Here is an 18,880-nt window from a genome sequence, read left to right on the forward strand (position 1 = left end):
ATCTTGAAAGTATTAGGAATGCTATTTGTTGTAGTTTGTGCCGTTTCACTTTGGGTTCTGGAGCCAATCTCGCTTAACCCGTTTTCAACACAGAGTTATCTCATTTCGTCGGACAGTTCTTTATACAATTGCTCACCGTCGCAAACCAACGACGTCGACATATTGATCACTGAGACTGTTTCTTCCAAAAAATTACTCGGAGTGAGTACTGGATTTTTTAGTAAGAAATGTGGAAGCTATTTAGCCAGTGTAGGGTTTAGCAATAAGTCAGATCGTCTGACCCTAGATTATCGAACCCCAGTACGTATAGCATCCATTGCTAAGCCGATGACCGCGGTCGCGATAATGCAGCTAGTTGAGCAAGGGGCGGTCGATTTAGATCAGGCTGTTAGTCAATATTTGCCACAAGTTAAAGGAACTCCGCTAGAGCAGGCGACGATTAGGCAGTTGCTAAACCATTCGTCAGGCATCGCACATTACGCTTCACCCTTGGCGTCAATGTCGTTCACAAATTATCCAACACTGATCGATGCAACCAAGACATTCATCAATAAGCCGTTGGCACACGCTCCTGGTACAGCCTTCAAATATTCTTCTTATGGGTATACTGTTTTGGGTGCTCTGATTGAGGAAGTTTCAAAGTTGAGCTATGAGCAATACATGCGAGAAAATATTTGGAGTAAGGCGGGAATGGTTGATACTAGCGTTGAGCGTTTCGGTCGCCAGGTGGATTCATCAAAACTCTATATAAAAGTCAGCTCAAAGTTTATTAGAAGTCCGGTGACTGACTTGAGCATTATTGCTTCGGCAGGCGGTATTCAGTCAACGGCAAATGACTTGCTCATGTTTGGGCGGGCGATCATAGATAATAGGTTGATCAGTCGCGACTCTTTAGAACAAATGATCGACGTCAATGAAGCGCTGTCTGAACGTATCGGCGATGACCCGTATGGTCTTGGTTGGGCCGTATTAAAAGATAGAAACCAAAACCGACTTATCGCGCACAGCGGGAATCAGTTTGGTGCCAGTTCATTTTTGTCTATTGATCTGGAGCGTGCATTTGTCTCGGCGGTGATTTCAAATGCCGCCAACTCGAAGGGCTCAGTTTACAAGCTTAATAGAAACATCATCAAGCGGATGGTCGTCGGCCAGAACTATTTATAGTCAATACTTGGACTAAAGCTGCTTAAGAATAATGTCTTTAATAATGCCAACGTGTTGATCTGAATCGTTTAAGCAAGGTATGTAGCTATAAGCTTCCCCGCCGGCGTCCATGAAATAGTCCTTATTTTCGCCTTCAATTTCTTCTAAGGTTTCCAGGCAGTCGGCACTGAATCCTGGGCACACGATATCCACAGATTTGATGCCTTCTCCGGGCAGGGCTGTAAGCGTTTTATCGCAGTAGGGTTGAAGCCATTCTTCGGCGCCTAGCCGTGATTGAAAGACCAGTATCCATTCATCCGATGTGAGTTCTAAATAGTCAGCAATACGTTGTGCTGATTCTCTACACTGCCATTCGTATGGGTCACCACGTTCAGTAAATTTTTTTGGTACGCCATGGAACGACATCACCAGCTTTTGTTTTTTACCGTGTATTTTCCAGTGGGTTTTGATTGAGTCCCCTACACCCGCAATGTAGCTTTTCTGTTGATAATAATCACTGACAAATTTAAGGTTGGGAACCCATCTTTGCTTTATCAAGGCGGCCGAAAGTGCATCGAATGTTGACCCATTGGTACTGCCTGAATACTGTGGGTACATTGGAATTACAATTACGGTTCTAACCCCAGACTGATGTAACTTTTTGACTTTGCTTTCAATACTTGGGTTCCCATAACGCATAGCAACTTCAACTTGAAACTTATCCCCAAGCGATAGACCTACTTTATCTGATAAGCGTTGACTGTTTAACAGTAACGGAGAGCCGTCCTCAGTCCAAATCTCCCTGTAAGTCGCGGCGCTTTTGTGTGAGCGGAAGTTGACGATAATGCCTCTCACCAAGATTGTTCTAAGCAATTTAGGCAGTTCAATAACGCGGGGGTCCATCAAGAATTCAGCTAGGTATTTTCTCAAACTTGGGCACACCGGGCGATCAGGTGTGCCTAGATTGCATAACAGCACCCCAACTCGTTGTGAACTGTTCGAGAAGTCACTTTCTTGGCCTAAGTATTTCATGTTGATGCGCAGTAAATTTGGATGCTGAGATGTTAACGGAACGTCGGTAAAAATTAGGTTAGATGAGGGAATAAACGTTTGCCCCCCGTTCAAACGCCCTTCAATGGTCTTGATGAGGCGGCGTCTCGCTTGCTGCCGCAATCTGCACAACTAGGGGGCTATAAGCTAGCGAGACAGCCGGAGTGCTAACGCTAGGCGTTGCCCGTGACTTTCAAGCCGGGTCTGATGTGATCGTTTGCGAAATCGACCATGCGTCGCAGAGATCGCTCCGCCTTGGCGCGAACCTCTTCTTCGATCACAATCTCGTTATCACCGGTCTCAAGAACTTTGGCCAATCTTTGTAAATCATTCATCTTCATCCACGGGCATTGTGCGCAGCTTTTGCAGGTTGCGCCATTGCCTGCAGTCGGGGCAGCAATGAATTCCTTGTCGGGAGAATATTGTTTCATTTTATGAAAAATACCGTCTTCCGTAGCGACAATGAATTTTTTGTTTGGCATTTCCCGTGTGGCGTTTAGGATTTTGCTGGTTGATCCGACTACGTCGGCCAGATCAACCACGCTCATTGGTGATTCTGGATGAACCAACACAGCTGCATCAGGGTGCTCCTTTTTCATGGACAAAAGCGATTCGGCTTTAAACTCTTCATGCACAATGCAAGAGCCTTGCCACATAATCATGTCTGCACCGGTTTCCTTTTGAATATAACCGCCGAGAAAACGATCCGGGCCCCATATTATTTTTTCACCCTTATCTCTGAGGTAAGTGCATATCTCTAGCGCTATTGAGGAGGTGACAACCCAGTCGGCGCGGGCCTTAACTTCAGCGCTTGTATTAGCGTAAACCACGACTGTTCGATCTGGGTGCTGGTCGCAAAAAGCGGAAAATTCATCGATAGGGCAGCCTATGTCTAGTGAGCATTCTGCTTCACTATCGAGCAGTAAAACTCGTTTTTCCGGGCTAAGAATCTTTGACGTTTCGGCCATGAATTTGACACCGGCAACCACAATTGTGCTGGCGTCATGTTCATACGCATAACGGGCCATTTCTAAGGAATCAGAGACCGTGCCGCCACTGGCTTCCGCTAAGTCCTGTAAATCATCGTCTACGTAATAATGTGATACCAAGATCGCATCTTGCGCTTTCAGTTTGGCTAGGATGTCCGCTTTCAGGTTTTCTTCGGCTACGTTACCTAAGGCGCTGTGCGTAATGGAGCGCGCTTGCGCGGCGGTCAGATCAATTTCATTTTCTAACTGTTGAGGTACATCGAAGGCTTTTGACATGGTTTACTCACACGGTCAACGTCGTAATCTAGAGCATAATCCTATCACAGCTCGTACAAAAGTATGAGTGGTTACGCCGTTTGTATATTCCTTTACGATAAGGTGTCTTAGAATAATGTCATGATGCCATTGTGTTGACGGTCCTTTGTTAGTCAATCGTGGCATATTTATAGAAATTTAACGTTCCGTTTAGTATGGTGAGAGACGTATTGCGTAACATGGCTTGAATTGGACATATGACTGAAAAAATTAAATTCGTAAGCACGGCATTTTGTGCGTGTTGGTTAGCGGCAGGCTGTGTTAGTGCAACTGAGCCAACAGTAACGTCTTTTGAAGATGCTGCTGAGCGCGCTGTAAAGAGTGAAAACAATGAAGTTGGGCGAACGGCGTACATTGATCCTGACACTGGCGAGTTGATTTCAAAGCCTTCGCAAGAGGCTGATAAGGGGCTTCAGTCAGAACGCGCTATAGAGGTTGCTCCTGCGGCACCCAAAGTGATAGAACATGATGACGGAATGGTGGAGGTTGTGCTGGATGGGCATATGCACAGCAGTCTGACTGCTGAAATAGATTGTGATGGTACCGTAGACACGAAACACGCTGATTCCTCGCACAATGAAGAATCGCAGATCGATTGTGAAAAATAGGGTTAAGATTTGATGCGTTCTTTAAGGTTATTGCCGGTATTACTGGCTTTTTTTGGGTTGGTGTCAACGGCAAGCGCGTTCGATATCGTTTTAAATGTGACGGATGGGGTTGGTGAAGGGTTTAATGACAACTCAGCGCCTTTTGCCGCGCAAACGGGTAACACGGGTACTACGTTGGGCGAACAGCGTTTGGAAGTGTTTCAAGCCGCCGCCGATTACTGGGAGCAACACTTATTCCTTACGGTTGATGTGGCGGTGGACATTAGCTTTGATCCATTGGACTGCCAAGCTAATTCTGCTGTGCTGGGATCGGCGGGTGCTACAACGCTTTTTCGGGATTTTGACAACGCGCCGCGAGCGGATACTTTATACGTTTCTGCGGTAGCAAATAATCTTGCCGGTCGACGTTTGGGCTCTAACTCATCGGATATTTCCGCTAGGTTCAACAGTAGTATTGATAACAATAATAACTGTCTAAACGGTACCAATTGGTGGTTAGGCATAGGTAGCTCAGCTCCCGCAGGAACAATTGGCTTATACGATACCGTTTTGCATGAGATAGGCCATGGGCTAGGCGTTTCGTCTGGCGTTCGACAAGATGGCGAGTTGTTGGCAGGGTCAATCGATGCTTATGCCTTGTACTTGTATGACGAATCTCTGGGTATGTATTGGCCAGACATGACGATTTCACAACGCATAACATCGGCAACGAATTCCGGCAATGTCACGTTTCGCGGACCTAATGCTGAATCGAAATCTGACCATATTACAAGTGGTAAGACCAATGGTCATATGCGCGTTTTCGCCCCGAATCCATATCAAACTGGTTCTTCAGTTTCTCACTGGGATACAGCATTGATCCCGGATGAATTGATGGAGCCGTCGGCGACGCCTACATCCGATGACCGTTCTACCGTGCAAATGTTAAAAGACCTGGGTTGGCAGTTGAAAGCTGATCAGCCTAACGCGTTAGCTGGATCGATTGCATTTAGCTCGGCGCTTATCAGTGTGACTGAAGGGGATGGTTCCGTATTGGTTTCTCTGAGTAGAACGGGTGGCACTGATGGCGATGTTTCTGTGTTAGTCGATTCGACGGACGGCACCGCATTCGCTGGTTCGGATTATTCGCCCTTAGAGAACCAGTTGGTATCTTGGAGTGATGGTGAGACCGGCACGAAAACAGCGCTGTTAACGATCGTTGATGACGCGTTTTTAGAATCTGATGAAACATTGAGTTTAGCCTTAAGTAACGTTTCTGGTGGTGCCGCTCTTGGTACCGCTTCAGCCATCGTTACCATCAATAATGATGATGTGATGGCGGCGCCAGTTCCTGGAACAATCGGGCTTGTAGCGGCCACGTTGTCGGCAGACGAAGATCAAGGCGTGGTTGCGATTGAGTTAGAGCGCAGCTCTGGTTCTGACGGAATGGTTAGTGTCTTATTAAACACGGCGAACTCGAGCGCTCTGGCTGGTTCCGATTACACAGCCATCTCTAATCAAGAGGTATCTTGGGCAGATGGAGAGAGTGGTGTTAAGAGTATTAATTTGTCTTTACTCGATGACGATGACGTCGAGGAGAATGAAAGCCTGGTGGTGTCTATTGGTACCGCTACTGGGGGAGCGTCCTTAGGTAATTCTTCAACCGTTATTACAATCGTCAGTGAAGACGTCGCGCCAATGCCTGAGCCTGGATTTGTCGGGTTTGTTAGCAGTGGCTTATCTGTTGATGAAGATCAAGGGATTGTTGCTATTCAAATTCAACGATTCTCTGGTTCTGATGGTGCAGTTACCGTGACGCTGAATAGCTCAGACGACAGTGCCATAGCGGGCATGGATTATATGGCCATCACCAATCAAATGGTGTCCTGGGCTGATGGAGAGTCCGGTGTAAGGTCGCTCAATTTACGTTTGATAGATGATGACGCCGCTGAGCCTGATGAGACCTTCACATTGACCCTCAGCGGGATTACTGGTGGCGCTTCGCTGAGCGGTTCTGTTACCACTGTGACCATTGATAGCGAAGATGTTTCGCCCGTTCCCGTGCCAGGAACAATCGGTTTTGTCTCCGCAGCCCAGTCGGTAAATGAAGATCAGAATAGCCCCAGCATACAACTTCAGCGCACACTTGGGTTTGATGGGTCTGTCACCGTAACGCTTAATACCGTTGATGGCACCGCATCGGCCGGAGTGGATTACTCTCCTATTTCCAATCAGGTTGTGTCATGGGCGGATGGTGATCAGAGCATTAAAACGGTAGACCTCTCTTTAGTTAATGATGAAGAGGTTGAGCTTGATGAAACTTTCACCGCAACACTCAGCAACGTGACCGGTGGTGGTGCTTTAGGTCAGTCAAGTTCGTTAATCACTATCGTTAATGATGATCTGGATCCTGGGTCAATTGGGTTCGTTGTTACTCAAAAAGCAGTATCGGAGTCAACGGCTTCAGTCTCTTTAGAAGTGAGTCGAGTGGGCGGCAGCGACGGCGCGGTTTCCGTCAGAGTTAGATCGTTTGATGTGACCGCCTCCGCGTCTGATGATTACGATGGCCCCATTAACGTGGTTTTGAATTGGAGCGATGGGGAGTCTGGTGTCAAAACTGTTTCAGTGATCATCTTTGAAGATGAAATCGAAGAAGAGGGTGAGCTGGTTGATTTTACTCTTAGCGATGTTGTCGGTGGTGCAAGCCTTACCAGTGATAGTTTCTCCTTGACGATAGAAGACTCGGCCCCATCAAATTCTGACGACGAGATTATTCTGAATACGATTATTCCAATAATAGCGGCTTCGGCTCGTCGCGCTAAAGAGAAAGCAGCTCGAGAAGAAGAGGCAGATTAGTTCGAGACGTCTTTCCACGGCAAGTAAGGTTATAGGATGGTCAACGGTCATATGGCGCACTGCGGTCAAATAAAAAGCCTCCAATATTGGAGGCTTTTTATTTTTCTGTTGGTTAAGCCACTAAATAGTCATGCTTCGTCTATAACAGCTTACCTTTAGAATGGCCTTGGAATACTCAATCCGGCCTTTCGGGCACGCTTTTTAGCTACTTTTTTGGTTGTTCTCTTAGCAACCTTTTTTGAAGCCTTTTTAGCGGCTGTTTTTTTAGCTACTTTTTTGGTTGTTTTCTTAGCGACCTTTTTTGAAGCCTTTTTGGCGGCTGTTTTCTTAGCGACCTTTTTTGAAGCCTTTTTAGCGGCTGTTTTTTTAGCTACTTTTTTGGTTGTTTTCTTAGCGACCTTTTTTGAAGCCTTTTTGGCTGCTGTTTTTTTAGCTACTTTTTTGGTTGTTTTCTTGGCGACCTTTTTTGAAGCCTTTTTGGCTGCTGTTTTTTTAGCTACTTTTTTGGTTGTTTTCTTGGCGACCTTTTTTGAAGCCTTTTTAGCGGCTGTTTTTTTAGCCACTTTTTTAGATGTTTTCTTGGCTACCTCCTTGGCGGCCTTTTTGGTCGTGACCTTATTGGCTGTTTTTTTAGAATCAGCCTCAGTTGTTTTGTTCTCTGCAGCCTTCTTCGTTTTCTTTTTAGTGCTTTTTGTAGCCATGAGTTCCTCGCTAAGGGTGATGTTAGGTAGCGTTACTAGCACACAATAATTTCAAGAAATATTTCAAGATTAGTACTAACGAAAAGTGCTTTGAACGTGCAATACACTTGAAGAATATGTTTGACCTTCGCCTAATGTCAAGTAAACCTATAATTCGCATGTTACAAAAACCGCTGAGCTGTATAATGCCGAGCTTTAAAAGTGTAAATATATACGTGCAGAATGTCTGAATTTTTCTTTTCTTACGGCTTGTTTATTGCCAAAGTTATTACCGGTCTCATCGCTCTAGTTTTTGCCGTTGCCATTGTGGGTAGCAGCAGAAAGAAAGAGGACGGATCTAAATTGAAAGTGACCAACCTAAACGAAAAGTTATCCGAGCTCACCGATGCTGTAAAGGTGGCGCTCATGGATAAAAAAGAGCTCAAGAAGGAACTCAAGTTAGAGCAGAAAGAAGCCGCTAAGCTCGCAAAGCAAAGTAAAAAAACCGGTGCCAAAGAAAAGCGTAAGCCTAAACTTTTCGTGTTGAATTTCGATGGTGATGTAAGGGCTAGTGAAGTTGAAACTCTTCGCGAAGAGATTACGGCGTTGTTAAGCGTTGCTCAACCGCAGGACGAGGTTTTGTTGCGGCTCGATAACTCAGGCGGAATGGTTCATGAACATGGCCTAGCAGCATCTCAACTTCAGCGTATTAAGGATGCGAATCTTACTTTTACGGTTGTCATTGATAGAGTGGCCGCCAGCGGTGGGTATATGATGGCCTGTGTGGCGGATAAAATTATCGCGGCGCCTTTTGCGATAATCGGTTCAATTGGCGTGGTAGCACAACTACCAAATTTCCACAGACTTCTTGATAAGGCTGGGATTGATTTTGAACAGCATACTGCTGGTGAGTTCAAGCGCACTGTCACCATGTTTGGTAAAAATGGTGAGAAAGAGCGTGAAAAACTAAGGACTGAATTACAGGAAACGCATAACCTATTTCAAGATTTTGTTTCTGAGAATCGTTCAAAGTTAGATGTCGATAAAGTTTCTACCGGAGAGCACTGGTATGGTAAGCAGGCTCTGGCTCTTAACCTTGTTGATGAGTTAAAAACCAGCGATGAATTTTTGACGAGTAGCGTAGATGTCTATGACATATATGAGCTGACGATGGAAGTTAAACAAAGTCTTCAGGATAAATTTCTTGGAGGTCTTTTTTCTAGTATCGATCGTATTAAAAATCGACTGAACGATGAGCAAAGCGCTGCACGTTATTGATTAGAGGAGCGTTTTTTCCCAAACGTTATGCGTTTAAATTGAGGAAAAACGCAATTTACTGCTCTGTGTAGTCAGGTAGTATTTACATTGTAGATACTTGGATTCACCAGTGTGCTCGCTGAGTACCGAGGTTGATATGACTGACATAATGAATAAGAGTAGTAAGCAACGTAGTATACAAACTGTCCTAGAACGTGGTGCAGAAGAAGCGAAATGTTCTAGGCGAGCTAAGAGATTGGCGCAGCATCAGCATTGGATGCGGGTGATGATGGAAGGACAGGCGACGCCAGACCTTACCTATCAAAAGCCTAAAGTGTAAAAAAAAGCCGGCATTTAAAAGTGCTGGCTTTTTTGTTTTTATCCTTAGGTCTTATTTGAGTAGATTTTAGGATTTAGCATCGGATCGTTGTACATTTTGAATTGACGATACAATTTGTTTTGCTTTTTTCCGTCGACGATTTCATTCATGAAGTGTTGCATCGACGTTCCTAAGTCTTGTTGCTGGACGGTTAGTCTGGCTAGCTTAGCTTTGCATTCAGTAACATGATCTGCCGTGACGTCTTTGCGTTCTGTTTGTTCTAACATATGGAAAACTTTCAAGCTAGCAATCGAGAGCCTATCAATAATGCTACCAATGGTCTCCGAGTTCCAAGGTAGTGCTTCGTTTTGAAACTCTGCCAATTGATGTTCGGCTAGCCAGATATCGATTTCAGTAATCAAGTCATTTCTGCATTGATTGTGCGCATCGATGTTGCGTTTTACTTGAGCAATTGTGGCATTGGAAGCGAGGGGGTCTCTTGCTTTATCTTCCTCGTGCCATAGGTCAAAGTTTTGCTCATGCTGACTGGCAATTAGTTTCGGAAGCCCATCGGCGGGCAAAATTCTAGGTGTTTCTGTATGCCATTCGTTGGTGTAAAAAGTTTGCAGTTCTATTGTTTTTTCAGCGAAAGATGATAATGAAATCATGTTTTTTTCTTTTTTGTTACCGATGTGACTATCGGGTTAACCCCGAGTCTCTTTAGTTTATTTTTAACAGTTTTAGCTTTTCTTTTATCTGGGAAGGGCCCAAGTCTTACTCGATAATAGGTACCTCGTTCTTCTGAGGTTCGAGATTGTGTCATGGACTTAAATCCTTTTAATGCGAGTCGGGCTCGCAACTTTTCTGCATCGGCATTTTTGCGAAAAGAAGCAGCCTGAACATAATAGTCAATGTCGGCTCGTGGTCGTGCTGGTTCGGCATCCGGCAAATCATCCGGCATGACCTTTTCGATTTCCGGTAGCACTTCATAAAAGTCGAATTCTTTTTCAGTGCTTTTTGCGACTAGATCTTGAATTGCTTGTGTGTCTTCATCGTCATTGACGGATTTTTGTTCGAATAAGGTTTTCAGGCCTGCCCCAAAACTTGACTCACCATTTTGAGACCCGTGGATCAGTTTTCCTAAGACTACGCCCGTGACTAATACCACAAGTAGAAGCCCCCACGGTACATCGCGTTTTTTAGTGTTTCTTTTCTTGGGTTTCGGTTTAGCTTTGATGCGCTTGGCTTGAGGCATGGTCTCTGTATCCGTTTCGGTTGCGTTACATAGACTCGGGTGCGCCGACGCCGATTATGCCTAATCCATTCTTGATCACCTGTTGAGTGGCTTTGCACAAAGCAAGCATGGCATGACGCTTTGTTTCTGGCGCATCTAACACTTTATGCGAGTTGTAATATGAGTGGTAGGCGGTGGCAACGTCTTTCAAATAGTATGTGATCTGGTGTGGTTCGAAGTTTTTCGCCGCTTTTTCTACCACTTCAGGGAAGCGTTGTAATGCGGTAATGAGTGTGACCTCTTGATCGAAGTTTAACTCTCCAAAGTCCGCTGTTTCTAAGTCTAGGATGTCAACCTTTTGATCGACTGCGGTTTCGAACAGGCGACAAATTCGCGCGTGCGCATATTGTACATAGTACATTGGGTTTTCATTGTTTTGCGCCTTAGCTAGATCTAAGTCGAAATCCATGTGTTGTTCAGATTTTCGCTGTGCATAGAAAAAGCGTGCTGCGTCAGAACCAATATCGTCTCTGAGCTCACGCAGTGTTACAAACTCTCCGCTGCGAGTAGACATGCCTACTTTCTCCCCACCTCGATACAACACAGCAAACTGAACCAGCAAAACCTTTAGCTTGTCTTGGTTCAGACCTAGAGCTTGTAGAGAGGCTTTTACCCTAGGGATGTATCCATGGTGATCTGATCCCCAGACATTGATCGAAAGGTCAAACCCGCGGTCAAGTTTGTCCTGGTGATAGGCTATATCTGAGGCGAAGTATGTGGGTTGGCCATTATCCCTGACCACGACACGGTCCTTTTCATCGCCGTACTTAGTTGTCTGGAACCACCAAGCGCCTCCTTTTTCGTAAACGTCTCCCGAGGACTTTAGCTTGTCAATCGCACGTTCAATTTTGCCGCTGTCAAACAATGAGCGCTCTGAATACCAAGTATCATAATCCACCCCAAACTCACTTAAATCTTGTTTAATGTCATCAAGTATCGAACTTAAAGCGAGTTTGAAAAACACGTCGAACCCTTCTTGATTTAGATGGTTCTTGGCAAATTCAATACGGTTGTCGAGATATTCCTCTTTGAATTTTTTCTCAAAAGAAGATTCAAATTCATCTTCGCTCTGGTTTAGCTTTGTTCGTTGAGCTTCCTTTTCGCTGGCCGATAGGTTTTTCAGTGTTGTCAATGCGGTCGAGTCATCTCGGCTAAGTTCTGAGGCAAGGTAGTCCTCGAGCGGGATCGAGAATCTATCACCATGCGTGCTTAGGATCTGCGTGGCGAAGTCCTTAACGTAATCCCCTTTGTAACAGTTGCTGGGAAACTCTATATCGACTTGGTTGGCTTGAAGGTATCTAAACCAAACGCTCACAGCCAGTATGTCCATTTGCCGGCCAGCATCATTAACGTAATACTCACGCTCTACCTTGTTACCAGCAGCGCTTAAAACGCGAGCAAGAGCATCACCGTAGGCAGCCCCACGCCCGTGACCGACGTGAAGGGGGCCTGTGGGGTTTGCTGATACAAACTCCACCATGATTTTTTGCTTGGAGTCTGGTTTCGCCAGACCATAGCGATCACCTTGGTCAAAAATGCTTGTCAATGTAGAGGTTTGGGCATCGCTAGCAAGAAAGACGTTAATGAAACCCGGTCCGGCTATTTCCACCTTAGTAACCAGTGGATCGTTGGGCAGTGCATCAACAATTAAGGAGGCCAGTTCTCTTGGGTTTTTGCGTGCAGGCTTAGCAAGCATCATTGCCACGTTACAAGCAAAATCGCCATGCTCTTTTTGCCGAGTGCGTTCAAATACCAATTTTACCTCGTGATCCTCAGGGATTACGCTGCTTTCTTTAAGGGTGATAATTGCCTGGCTGAACAGGCTGTCTAATTGGTCTTTCAAGGAATACTCTCTTAAGCAATGCTAAAATTGGCCAGATAGCCGAAGCGCGTAATTTTAACGGTTTCTATCGCTAGAAAATAGCTCAGCTCTCATTTTTATTGAGGTTTTAAGCTGCGTGTTTTCGTTGCCACCAGAAAGCCAAGCCTTGAGCGTTTAAATTCGCATCTAAGCCTATCCATTTATCAATCACAGTTTTATCGACAGTGGGTAGTTCATTACTGCAACGCCGAACGAGGTATTCCGTGATTGAGCTGGCAAGACGAGTTTCAAATGAAGCTTCGTCCCCTTCGGCTGCTTGCTGAGTGAGCATGACAAAATCATCTATTTGCTCATGCAAACCGGAAATCATTCTTTGATTGGGTGTTAATGCACTGTAGTGAGTTAAATACAACGTGTCAGGATTGTACTCCATCACTTTGTCGATCGAGTGGTGTAGTGCCTCTGGGTTGAATTGTACAGGCGTGGTCGTTGGCATGACAAAAGCGTGACCCTCGCTACGCAACGCTCGATACCCTATCCCTAGTGTGTCACCAGTGAATATGGCGTTACTCTCATGCTCAATAATACAATGATGGTGATTGGCATGTCCGGGTGTATCGATAAAGGTAAGGGGACGAGTTTTCCACGGCAAGGTTTCCCCATCTTGGGGTTGAATGACCCGGCTTGGATCAATTTTTCCGATTGTGCCGTACAAGCGATTGAATTCGGTATCTCCGTAAACGGCCATGGCCCCCGCGACCAGCTTGCTTGGGTCTATCATGTGTCGAGCTCCCTTGGGATGAACGACAAGCTCCGCATTAGAACACAAGGCCATTAACGAACTGGCGCCGCCCGCGTGGTCAAGATGAATGTGAGTGAGAATGATGTAGTCAACGTTATCGAAGCTCAGCCCGAGTGCGTCTATCGCCGTTTTAAGTTGAGGAACCGAAAATTGCGTTCCTGTGTCTATGATACTGAGTCTGTCTCCGTCTCTGATGATGTGAATAGAAGCAAGCTGCTCTTGATAATACAGAGCGTCTACGGTGTAAATGTTAGAGTCAGGGATATATTCACGCATGGTTCGGTCTTTAGATGATCAGAACGTAAGCATTGCTTACGTTGGATTAGGATATTAACGCCATTGATTGGTGTCACCAATGGAATGTGAAACTTTGATAAGTAAGCGAGATATTTGCAAGCATTTTGCAGTCCCACGGTTCTTATTAGTCAGTGTAACCTGAAAAACTTTAAAACTGAGGTCTAGAAAATAATGAAAACTGTTAAAACCACTGAGAAATCCACAAAAACACTGAGTGCCGCATTGGCGACATCAGTATTGGCAACCGCGTTAATGAGTGTGTCGCCAGTTGCGTCTGCAGCGTCTAGTGAGCGTTGTGCTGACATTGTTAAAGGTGGCAAAAATACCTGTGCATCTAAGTCGTTGGGTATTTCATGTCAAGGCAACGCGAAGGAAGATAATATGGTCGGCGCCTGGATTAAAGTTCCGGCAGGAACGTGCGGCAATATTGTTTCAATTTGCGCTGGCACAGCAGAGGCACCTGAAGGCACAAAGGAAAAGAAGCTAGCAAAAGCGTGTAAAAAGATCGCCGAACAAACTGACCCCGCTGTCGTCGGTGGGCGCTTGGTGGATAAATTCGGAGAGTCAATTTAAAGACTTGACCTGAAGATCAACAAACTATGATCTAATAAAACGGCTTCGACGATGTATCGCGAAGCCGTTTTGCATTTTGTGCAACCCTTTAAACTACCAAGAGGAATTTATAATGAGTATACAATCTAAAGCCCCTATCGCCGCCGCTTCTATCCTAGCCGTTGCCCTTGTTGCTGCCCCCGCTATGTCTCATGCGGGCAAAGAGGGTTATGAAAAGTGCCAAGGGGTTGCCAAGGCCGGCATGAATGACTGTGGCGCGAATGGACACGCGTGTGCAGGGCAGGCCGCGGTTGATGGTGATCCAAATGAGTGGGTCTACATGCCTGAAGGAACGTGTGAAAAGATCGTTGGTGGAACGGTAAAAACTAAGAAGAAAAAAGCGGAAGAAGCGTCTTAGCGACGACCGTTGGGGCTAGCTAAATAGACCGGCCAAGCGGAATACGCTTGACCGGTCTTAGTATAGGGATACGTGATGAATTGTGGGTTAGGCATTAGGCCAGAGTTATTTGAGAAGGTATTTGCAGAAAGGCCAGAGTTGGGCTTTCTGGAGGCACATTCTGAAAACTACTTCGGAGACTCTTTGGTTAAGGAAACGCTACTTGAGTTGCGTGATCATTACCCGATCAGTCTCCATGGCGTTGGTTTATCGTTGGGAAGAGCTGATGAGCTAGACAAACAACACTTAGCGTCGCTGTCTAGTTTAGTAGCAGAGGTGCGTCCATTCATTGTTTCTGAGCATTTGGCTTGGAGTGCCTACTCACATCGCCATGTGCCAGACCTGCTGCCATTGCCATTAACCAGCCAAGCACTTTCTATCATGTGCGACCACATCGATCAGATGCAACAAGCTTTAGGGCGGCAAATTCTGATAGAAAATCCATCAAATTATTTGGTCTTTGATGCCTTGCAAATTCCTGAGCCTGATTTTTTGAACCAATTAGCGGATAAAACTGGGTGTGGATTATTGGTGGACATAAACAATATTCACGTTAGTGCTGTGAACGTTGGTAGGGATCCCGTTGCTTATTTATCAGCGCTGAGTACGGACGCGATAAAGCAGTACCACTTGGCTGGATACACCGAAGTTACCCGCGACCTTGAAGGTGTCTCCGAAACCTTGTTAATTGATACCCATGATCACCCTGTGCACGAGCCTGTGTGGCGGTTATTCGAAAAAGCGATGGCTATCCATGGTGCGGTGCCCACGTTGTTTGAGTGGGATTCAGATTTTCCTGAGTTTGATGTTCTAATTGGCGAGTGTGAAAAGGCCGATAACAGAATTCGCGCCGCTCGACCTATAAACATAAAGTCAGTCGCAAAATTAGATGATGATTCTGGGCGCTCTGACAAACACTCGCTAGGGCCTTTTCAGGATCGTTTTTTGAATGATGTTTTTTCTCTATCGGACAATCATGATCAGGTAATCGCTGGGCAAAAACACAGAATCGGCGTCTATCAAAACAATCTTTTTGGTGCGATTCAGGATTATTTGGCTGAGGTCTATCCCGCAACTCGGGGTGTGGTGGGTCAGGATTTCTTTAAGCAAATGGTGCAGGTTTCGGTGCAAAAGTATCCTCCGAGCATCGGGGACCTGCATCGCTACGGTAAAGAACTCCGTTTTGTCATAGAGTATTTTGAGTCGTTGGCTGATTTACCCTACTTGCAAGATCTGATGCGGTTCGAGTGGGCACTGCATTTCGCTTATTACAGCAAAGTGATTCTACCTCTCGATCCCCGCTCAGTGCCTCAAGAAGATTTGTTGTCGTTGCCCGTTGAGTTGGATTTGAGTGTGACCGTTTGTGAGTCTGAATATCCAATATGGGAAATACACAGACAGTCTCTCCCGAGTTACTCAGGTCAAGTCGAAGTTACTCTAGATCAAAGTAGTGACACCATACTCATTTTTAAGCGTGATAGCGTCGTACAGGCCGAGATAATTTCTGATGAGCTAGCTAACACGCTGGCTCAGATTCGAAAAAGTGAAAATTTGATGCAAGCGATTGATGCGTTGGCAGGGTCTATAGATTCGAATGATGTGTCTGCGAACTTAGGGTTTGTTTTTGAAAATACATTGTTATGCAGAACAGTCGAATAGTTGGTATTCGGCCCAAGCAGTTTTGCATTTATGAATGCGGGCTAAACTAGCTCGATGTCTTAACCAAAACACCAGACTATTAAAAATGAAAAATATGTATCTTGGCTTTTGCGGGCTGTGTTCCGCGGTTGTTGCTCCAATAGCAAACCTTTGGGCTCGAATTTATCTTGGTTATTACGTGTTCTTTGTTTCAGGGTTGGCTAAGTTAGACGACTTTGAGGAAACCGTTGAGCTTTTCGAAGATGATTTCGCGTTGCCATTTTTGCCTGCTGAACCCGCAGCGTATTTAGCGACAGCCGGAGAGCTGGTGTTACCAGTATTGTTGATATTGGGTCTGCTTACCCGTTTTAGTGCATTGGGCCTTTTGATAATGAGTGCCGTGATTCAGATTTTTGTTCTGCAGGATCATCAGCATTATTTTTGGATGATTATTCTGGCGATGCTAGTTGGTCATGGAGGCAACAAGCTATCCCTCGACTATTGGCTATTGAAAGATAAATAGCCGATATGTTGGTTTAGCAGTAACGCCTTACCCATCATCCCCCTTTTTAGGGTTACTGCATTCTCGCCCTCAGCTTGAATTGAGCTGAGGGTTTTTTTTGCCCGTATTAGATAACTTTGTGATTGAGCGAAGCTTAACGGTGGTTCCTAAAGCCGTGCCTGCTTGGTATGCTTTTGCTATGAGAGAAGAACGTCATGTTATCGGGCGGTACGCACCCAGTCCCACAGGGCCGCAACATCTTGGGAATTTGCGTACTGCTTTGCTTGCTTGGTTGCATGCAAGGTTGCATCAAGGTGAGTTTTTAATTCGCATGGAGGACGTTGATACACCGAGGGTGGTAGACGGGTGCGACTCCCAAATTTTACGTGATCTGGAATGGTTGGGGTTAGACTGGGATGGTCCAGTTATGTATCAATCAACACGCGCGAATCGTTATCAGGAAATTCTCAATGACTTAGCTGAACGTGAACTTAGCTATCCTTGCTTTTGCTCTCGGAAAGACATTCGCTTGGCGAGCAGTGCGCCCCATGGAGCCATGGGGGGTTATCCCGGTACCTGTGCAAACATTAATACCAACGATTCCGAACGATTAATACATCATAAACAGTCAGCTATCCGAGTGAGAACGAAAGGTAGGTTAGTGGATGATTGCGGCGATTTTGTGCTTCATCGCGCTGACGGATTGTACGCCTATCAATTGGCCGTTGTGGTAGACGACGTTGATCAAGAGATCACTCATGTGGTTCGAGGTGATGATTTAGCCAGCAGTACTGCTCGGCAACTCTATTTGGCAAACCTAATTCGTCCTTCTCAGAATAGTATTGAATATCATCATGTGCCGCTAATGATGGATCCCAGTGGATACAAAATGTCAAAGCGTGATGGTTCCTTTTCTGTTCAACAGTGGCGAGATTCAAACCGTTCAGCGGAGGAGTTGGTCGGTTATTTGACTCACTCCATTGGGCTGTCGCAATGCTCTTCAGCTATCAGTGTGACGGATTTACGAAATGACTCGAGTTTGTCATCGCTAAATGCGGTATTAAACAATGAAGTCTGAAGTTCAAGACTTCGCGGCGATTGAGCTAAATCAGAATGCGACCAATGTGACTCTTGAGCCGGTGTTTGGAGGTGATATAAATGATTGCTTTGCGGCCTCCGGAGCAAATGGAGAACGTGTTTTTATTAAGGCTAATGAGAATAAACAGGTACTGCAAAGTGAATATCAAGCTCTATCAAGGTTGAGCCAATTGGGAGTCCAGTGTTTCCCTAGCTTTGGGGCTTACAAGGTCGGCCCGTCTGTAGCAATGCTATCGTTGGAATATCATGAGTTTATACCAGTTGATGAAACTAACGCGACTCAATTAGCTGAGACGTTAGCGGTTTTGCATCAAGTCAGCTCGAGTGAGTTCGGATGGCCAGATCATGGACATATTGGGATGTCTGTTCAATCCAATCACTGGTGTAACGACTGGTGTGATTTTTTTGTTTCTCAACGTTTGGCTCCGCAACTTGTGCGAGCGGCTGAGCAAGGTTTGTCAGCAACAGCGACTTTCGGGGTAGAGCGCGTCATGAGTAACTTTTCTGAATTAGTCGATGTAAGTAATATTAAACCGCGGCTTCTTCATGGGGATTTATGGACTGGAAATGTCGCCTACTCGTTAACCCGACAAGAGGCGCTTGTGTACGATCCTGCTCCGTACTATGGAGACTCGGAGGTAGATATAGCGATGTCGGTCTTATTTGGCAGACTGCCGTCAACATTTTATACAGCGTATCGTGCGTTGATTCCGGCGCCCCAAGACGTCAATGAAAGAGAGTCAATTTATAATATTTATCATGCATTAAATCACGTGAATCTATTTGGTTGCTCTTACGAACCCCTGGTTAATTCTCTACTTCTAAAGCTAAAAATTTAGTAATGTCTACCATGTGACAAAAAAACGATTTTTTTTATTTATTGGTATTGACGACTGGATCGTGTAGGCGTAACTTAGTTAGTCCAAGGACAAGTGTAAACAACTTTAAATTGGATTCCGAAAGGAAATTTGAGTCGTTATGGAACAAGCTCTGGGGGGAGCAATACTCAAAAGTTTTAAGTCTATCAATGAACGGATACAGAATTTCTCACTCTATGAGAGTCTTAGGTCATTAGTTAAAAGAGTAACCCCCAGTCTATTGCCGCATTATGCGCATCGTGTTCGATAATTTCTCGACAAACAGTTTCTACTCGTTCAAGTAATTCCAACCCGTATTTGGATGAGTATATTGGGGGGGCAGATGCCCTTCATTCATAAGCTTG

17 protein-coding genes and 1 pseudogene are annotated in these 18,880 nt (G+C 45.3%); 12 read left to right on the top strand and 6 right to left on the bottom strand.

The features are described from left to right. Positions 1-3: 3 nt before the first annotated feature. Positions 4-1,164 carry a serine hydrolase domain-containing protein gene (locus ABWW54_RS08175; RefSeq protein ID WP_353411757.1) on the top strand — a complete coding sequence of 387 codons (1,161 nt, stop codon included), beginning with the start codon at positions 4-6 and terminating at the stop codon, positions 1,162-1,164. 12 nt (positions 1,165-1,176) lie between these two features. Here ABWW54_RS08175 and hemH read toward each other — a convergent pair whose 3' ends face one another. Together hemH and nadA are read right to left on the bottom strand one after the other, a co-directional pair. Further along, positions 1,177-2,316, bottom strand: a complete 1,140-nt coding sequence (gene hemH, locus ABWW54_RS08180; RefSeq protein WP_353411758.1) for a ferrochelatase — start codon at positions 2,314-2,316, stop codon at positions 1,177-1,179. 50 nt (positions 2,317-2,366) lie between these two features. After that, on the bottom strand, positions 2,367-3,458 hold the full coding sequence (gene nadA / locus ABWW54_RS08185; protein WP_353411759.1) for a quinolinate synthase NadA: 1,092 nt from the start codon (positions 3,456-3,458) through the stop codon (positions 2,367-2,369). A 236-nt stretch (positions 3,459-3,694) separates the two neighbouring features. Between nadA and ABWW54_RS08190 the strand changes: the two genes are divergently transcribed. The 5 genes and pseudogenes from ABWW54_RS08190 (at position 3,695) to ABWW54_RS08210 (ending at position 9,217) form a co-directional block, all read left to right on the top strand. Beyond that, positions 3,695-4,105 carry a post-PEP-CTERM-1 domain-containing protein gene (locus ABWW54_RS08190; protein WP_353411760.1) on the top strand — a complete coding sequence of 137 codons (411 nt, stop codon included), beginning with the start codon at positions 3,695-3,697 and terminating at the stop codon, positions 4,103-4,105. 12 nt (positions 4,106-4,117) lie between these two features. Next, positions 4,118-6,940: a Calx-beta domain-containing protein gene (locus ABWW54_RS08195; protein WP_353412076.1), complete on the top strand. Its 2,823-nt coding sequence runs from the start codon at positions 4,118-4,120 to the stop codon at positions 6,938-6,940. Positions 6,941-7,153: 213 nt separating this feature from the next. Further along, positions 7,154-7,552: pseudogene (locus ABWW54_RS20145) on the top strand (hypothetical protein); the annotation flags it as partial. Positions 7,553-7,863: 311 nt separating this feature from the next. Further along, the gene (sohB, locus tag ABWW54_RS08205; RefSeq protein WP_353411762.1) at positions 7,864-8,898 is read left to right on the top strand and encodes a protease SohB; all 1,035 of its coding nucleotides are present in this window, start codon (positions 7,864-7,866) and stop codon (positions 8,896-8,898) included. A gap of 148 nt (positions 8,899-9,046) precedes the next feature. Then, positions 9,047-9,217: a hypothetical protein gene (locus ABWW54_RS08210; RefSeq protein ID WP_353411763.1), complete on the top strand. Its 171-nt coding sequence runs from the start codon at positions 9,047-9,049 to the stop codon at positions 9,215-9,217. 44 nt (positions 9,218-9,261) lie between these two features. Here the strand turns inward: ABWW54_RS08210 and ABWW54_RS08215 are convergent, their stop codons facing one another. From ABWW54_RS08215 to ABWW54_RS08230, 4 genes are all read right to left on the bottom strand, one after another. Further along, positions 9,262-9,864 carry a DUF4254 domain-containing protein gene (locus ABWW54_RS08215; protein ID WP_353411764.1) on the bottom strand — a complete coding sequence of 201 codons (603 nt, stop codon included), beginning with the start codon at positions 9,862-9,864 and terminating at the stop codon, positions 9,262-9,264. Further along, entirely contained in the window at positions 9,861-10,451 is a 591-nt protein-coding gene (locus ABWW54_RS08220) for an SPOR domain-containing protein (protein ID WP_353411765.1), read from the bottom strand. The genes ABWW54_RS08215 and ABWW54_RS08220 overlap by 4 nt, the downstream gene beginning before the upstream one ends. 25 nt (positions 10,452-10,476) lie before the next feature. Then, positions 10,477-12,333 carry an arginine--tRNA ligase gene (gene argS / locus ABWW54_RS08225; RefSeq protein WP_353411766.1) on the bottom strand — a complete coding sequence of 619 codons (1,857 nt, stop codon included), beginning with the start codon at positions 12,331-12,333 and terminating at the stop codon, positions 10,477-10,479. Between the two features lie 106 nt (positions 12,334-12,439). Continuing rightward, positions 12,440-13,390: an MBL fold metallo-hydrolase gene (locus tag ABWW54_RS08230; protein ID WP_353411767.1), complete on the bottom strand. Its 951-nt coding sequence runs from the start codon at positions 13,388-13,390 to the stop codon at positions 12,440-12,442. A 192-nt stretch (positions 13,391-13,582) separates the two neighbouring features. Between ABWW54_RS08230 and bufA1 the strand changes: the two genes are divergently transcribed. The 6 genes from bufA1 (at position 13,583) to ABWW54_RS08260 (ending at position 18,497) form a co-directional block, all read left to right on the top strand. After that, positions 13,583-13,984, top strand: a complete 402-nt coding sequence (gene bufA1 / locus ABWW54_RS08235) for a BufA1 family periplasmic bufferin-type metallophore (RefSeq protein WP_353411768.1) — start codon at positions 13,583-13,585, stop codon at positions 13,982-13,984. Positions 13,985-14,096: 112 nt separating this feature from the next. Next, positions 14,097-14,381 carry a BufA1 family periplasmic bufferin-type metallophore gene (locus tag ABWW54_RS08240; RefSeq protein ID WP_353411769.1) on the top strand — a complete coding sequence of 95 codons (285 nt, stop codon included), beginning with the start codon at positions 14,097-14,099 and terminating at the stop codon, positions 14,379-14,381. A gap of 75 nt (positions 14,382-14,456) precedes the next feature. After that, positions 14,457-16,079: an MNIO family bufferin maturase gene (bufB, locus tag ABWW54_RS08245; RefSeq protein WP_353411770.1), complete on the top strand. Its 1,623-nt coding sequence runs from the start codon at positions 14,457-14,459 to the stop codon at positions 16,077-16,079. A gap of 85 nt (positions 16,080-16,164) precedes the next feature. Further along, positions 16,165-16,581 carry a DoxX family protein gene (locus tag ABWW54_RS08250; RefSeq protein WP_353411771.1) on the top strand — a complete coding sequence of 139 codons (417 nt, stop codon included), beginning with the start codon at positions 16,165-16,167 and terminating at the stop codon, positions 16,579-16,581. A gap of 97 nt (positions 16,582-16,678) precedes the next feature. Beyond that, positions 16,679-17,638 carry a tRNA glutamyl-Q(34) synthetase GluQRS gene (gene gluQRS / locus ABWW54_RS08255; protein ID WP_353411772.1) on the top strand — a complete coding sequence of 320 codons (960 nt, stop codon included), beginning with the start codon at positions 16,679-16,681 and terminating at the stop codon, positions 17,636-17,638. Beyond that, complete coding sequence (locus tag ABWW54_RS08260) at positions 17,628-18,497, top strand: fructosamine kinase family protein (protein WP_353411773.1); 870 nt, start codon at positions 17,628-17,630, stop codon at positions 18,495-18,497. Before gluQRS ends, ABWW54_RS08260 begins: the two co-directional genes overlap by 11 nt. The last annotated feature ends 383 nt before the right edge of the window (positions 18,498-18,880 follow it).

The sequence above is a fragment of the Arenicella sp. 4NH20-0111 genome (genome assembly GCF_040366405.1).
Lineage (GTDB): Bacteria > Pseudomonadota > Gammaproteobacteria > Arenicellales > Arenicellaceae > Arenicella.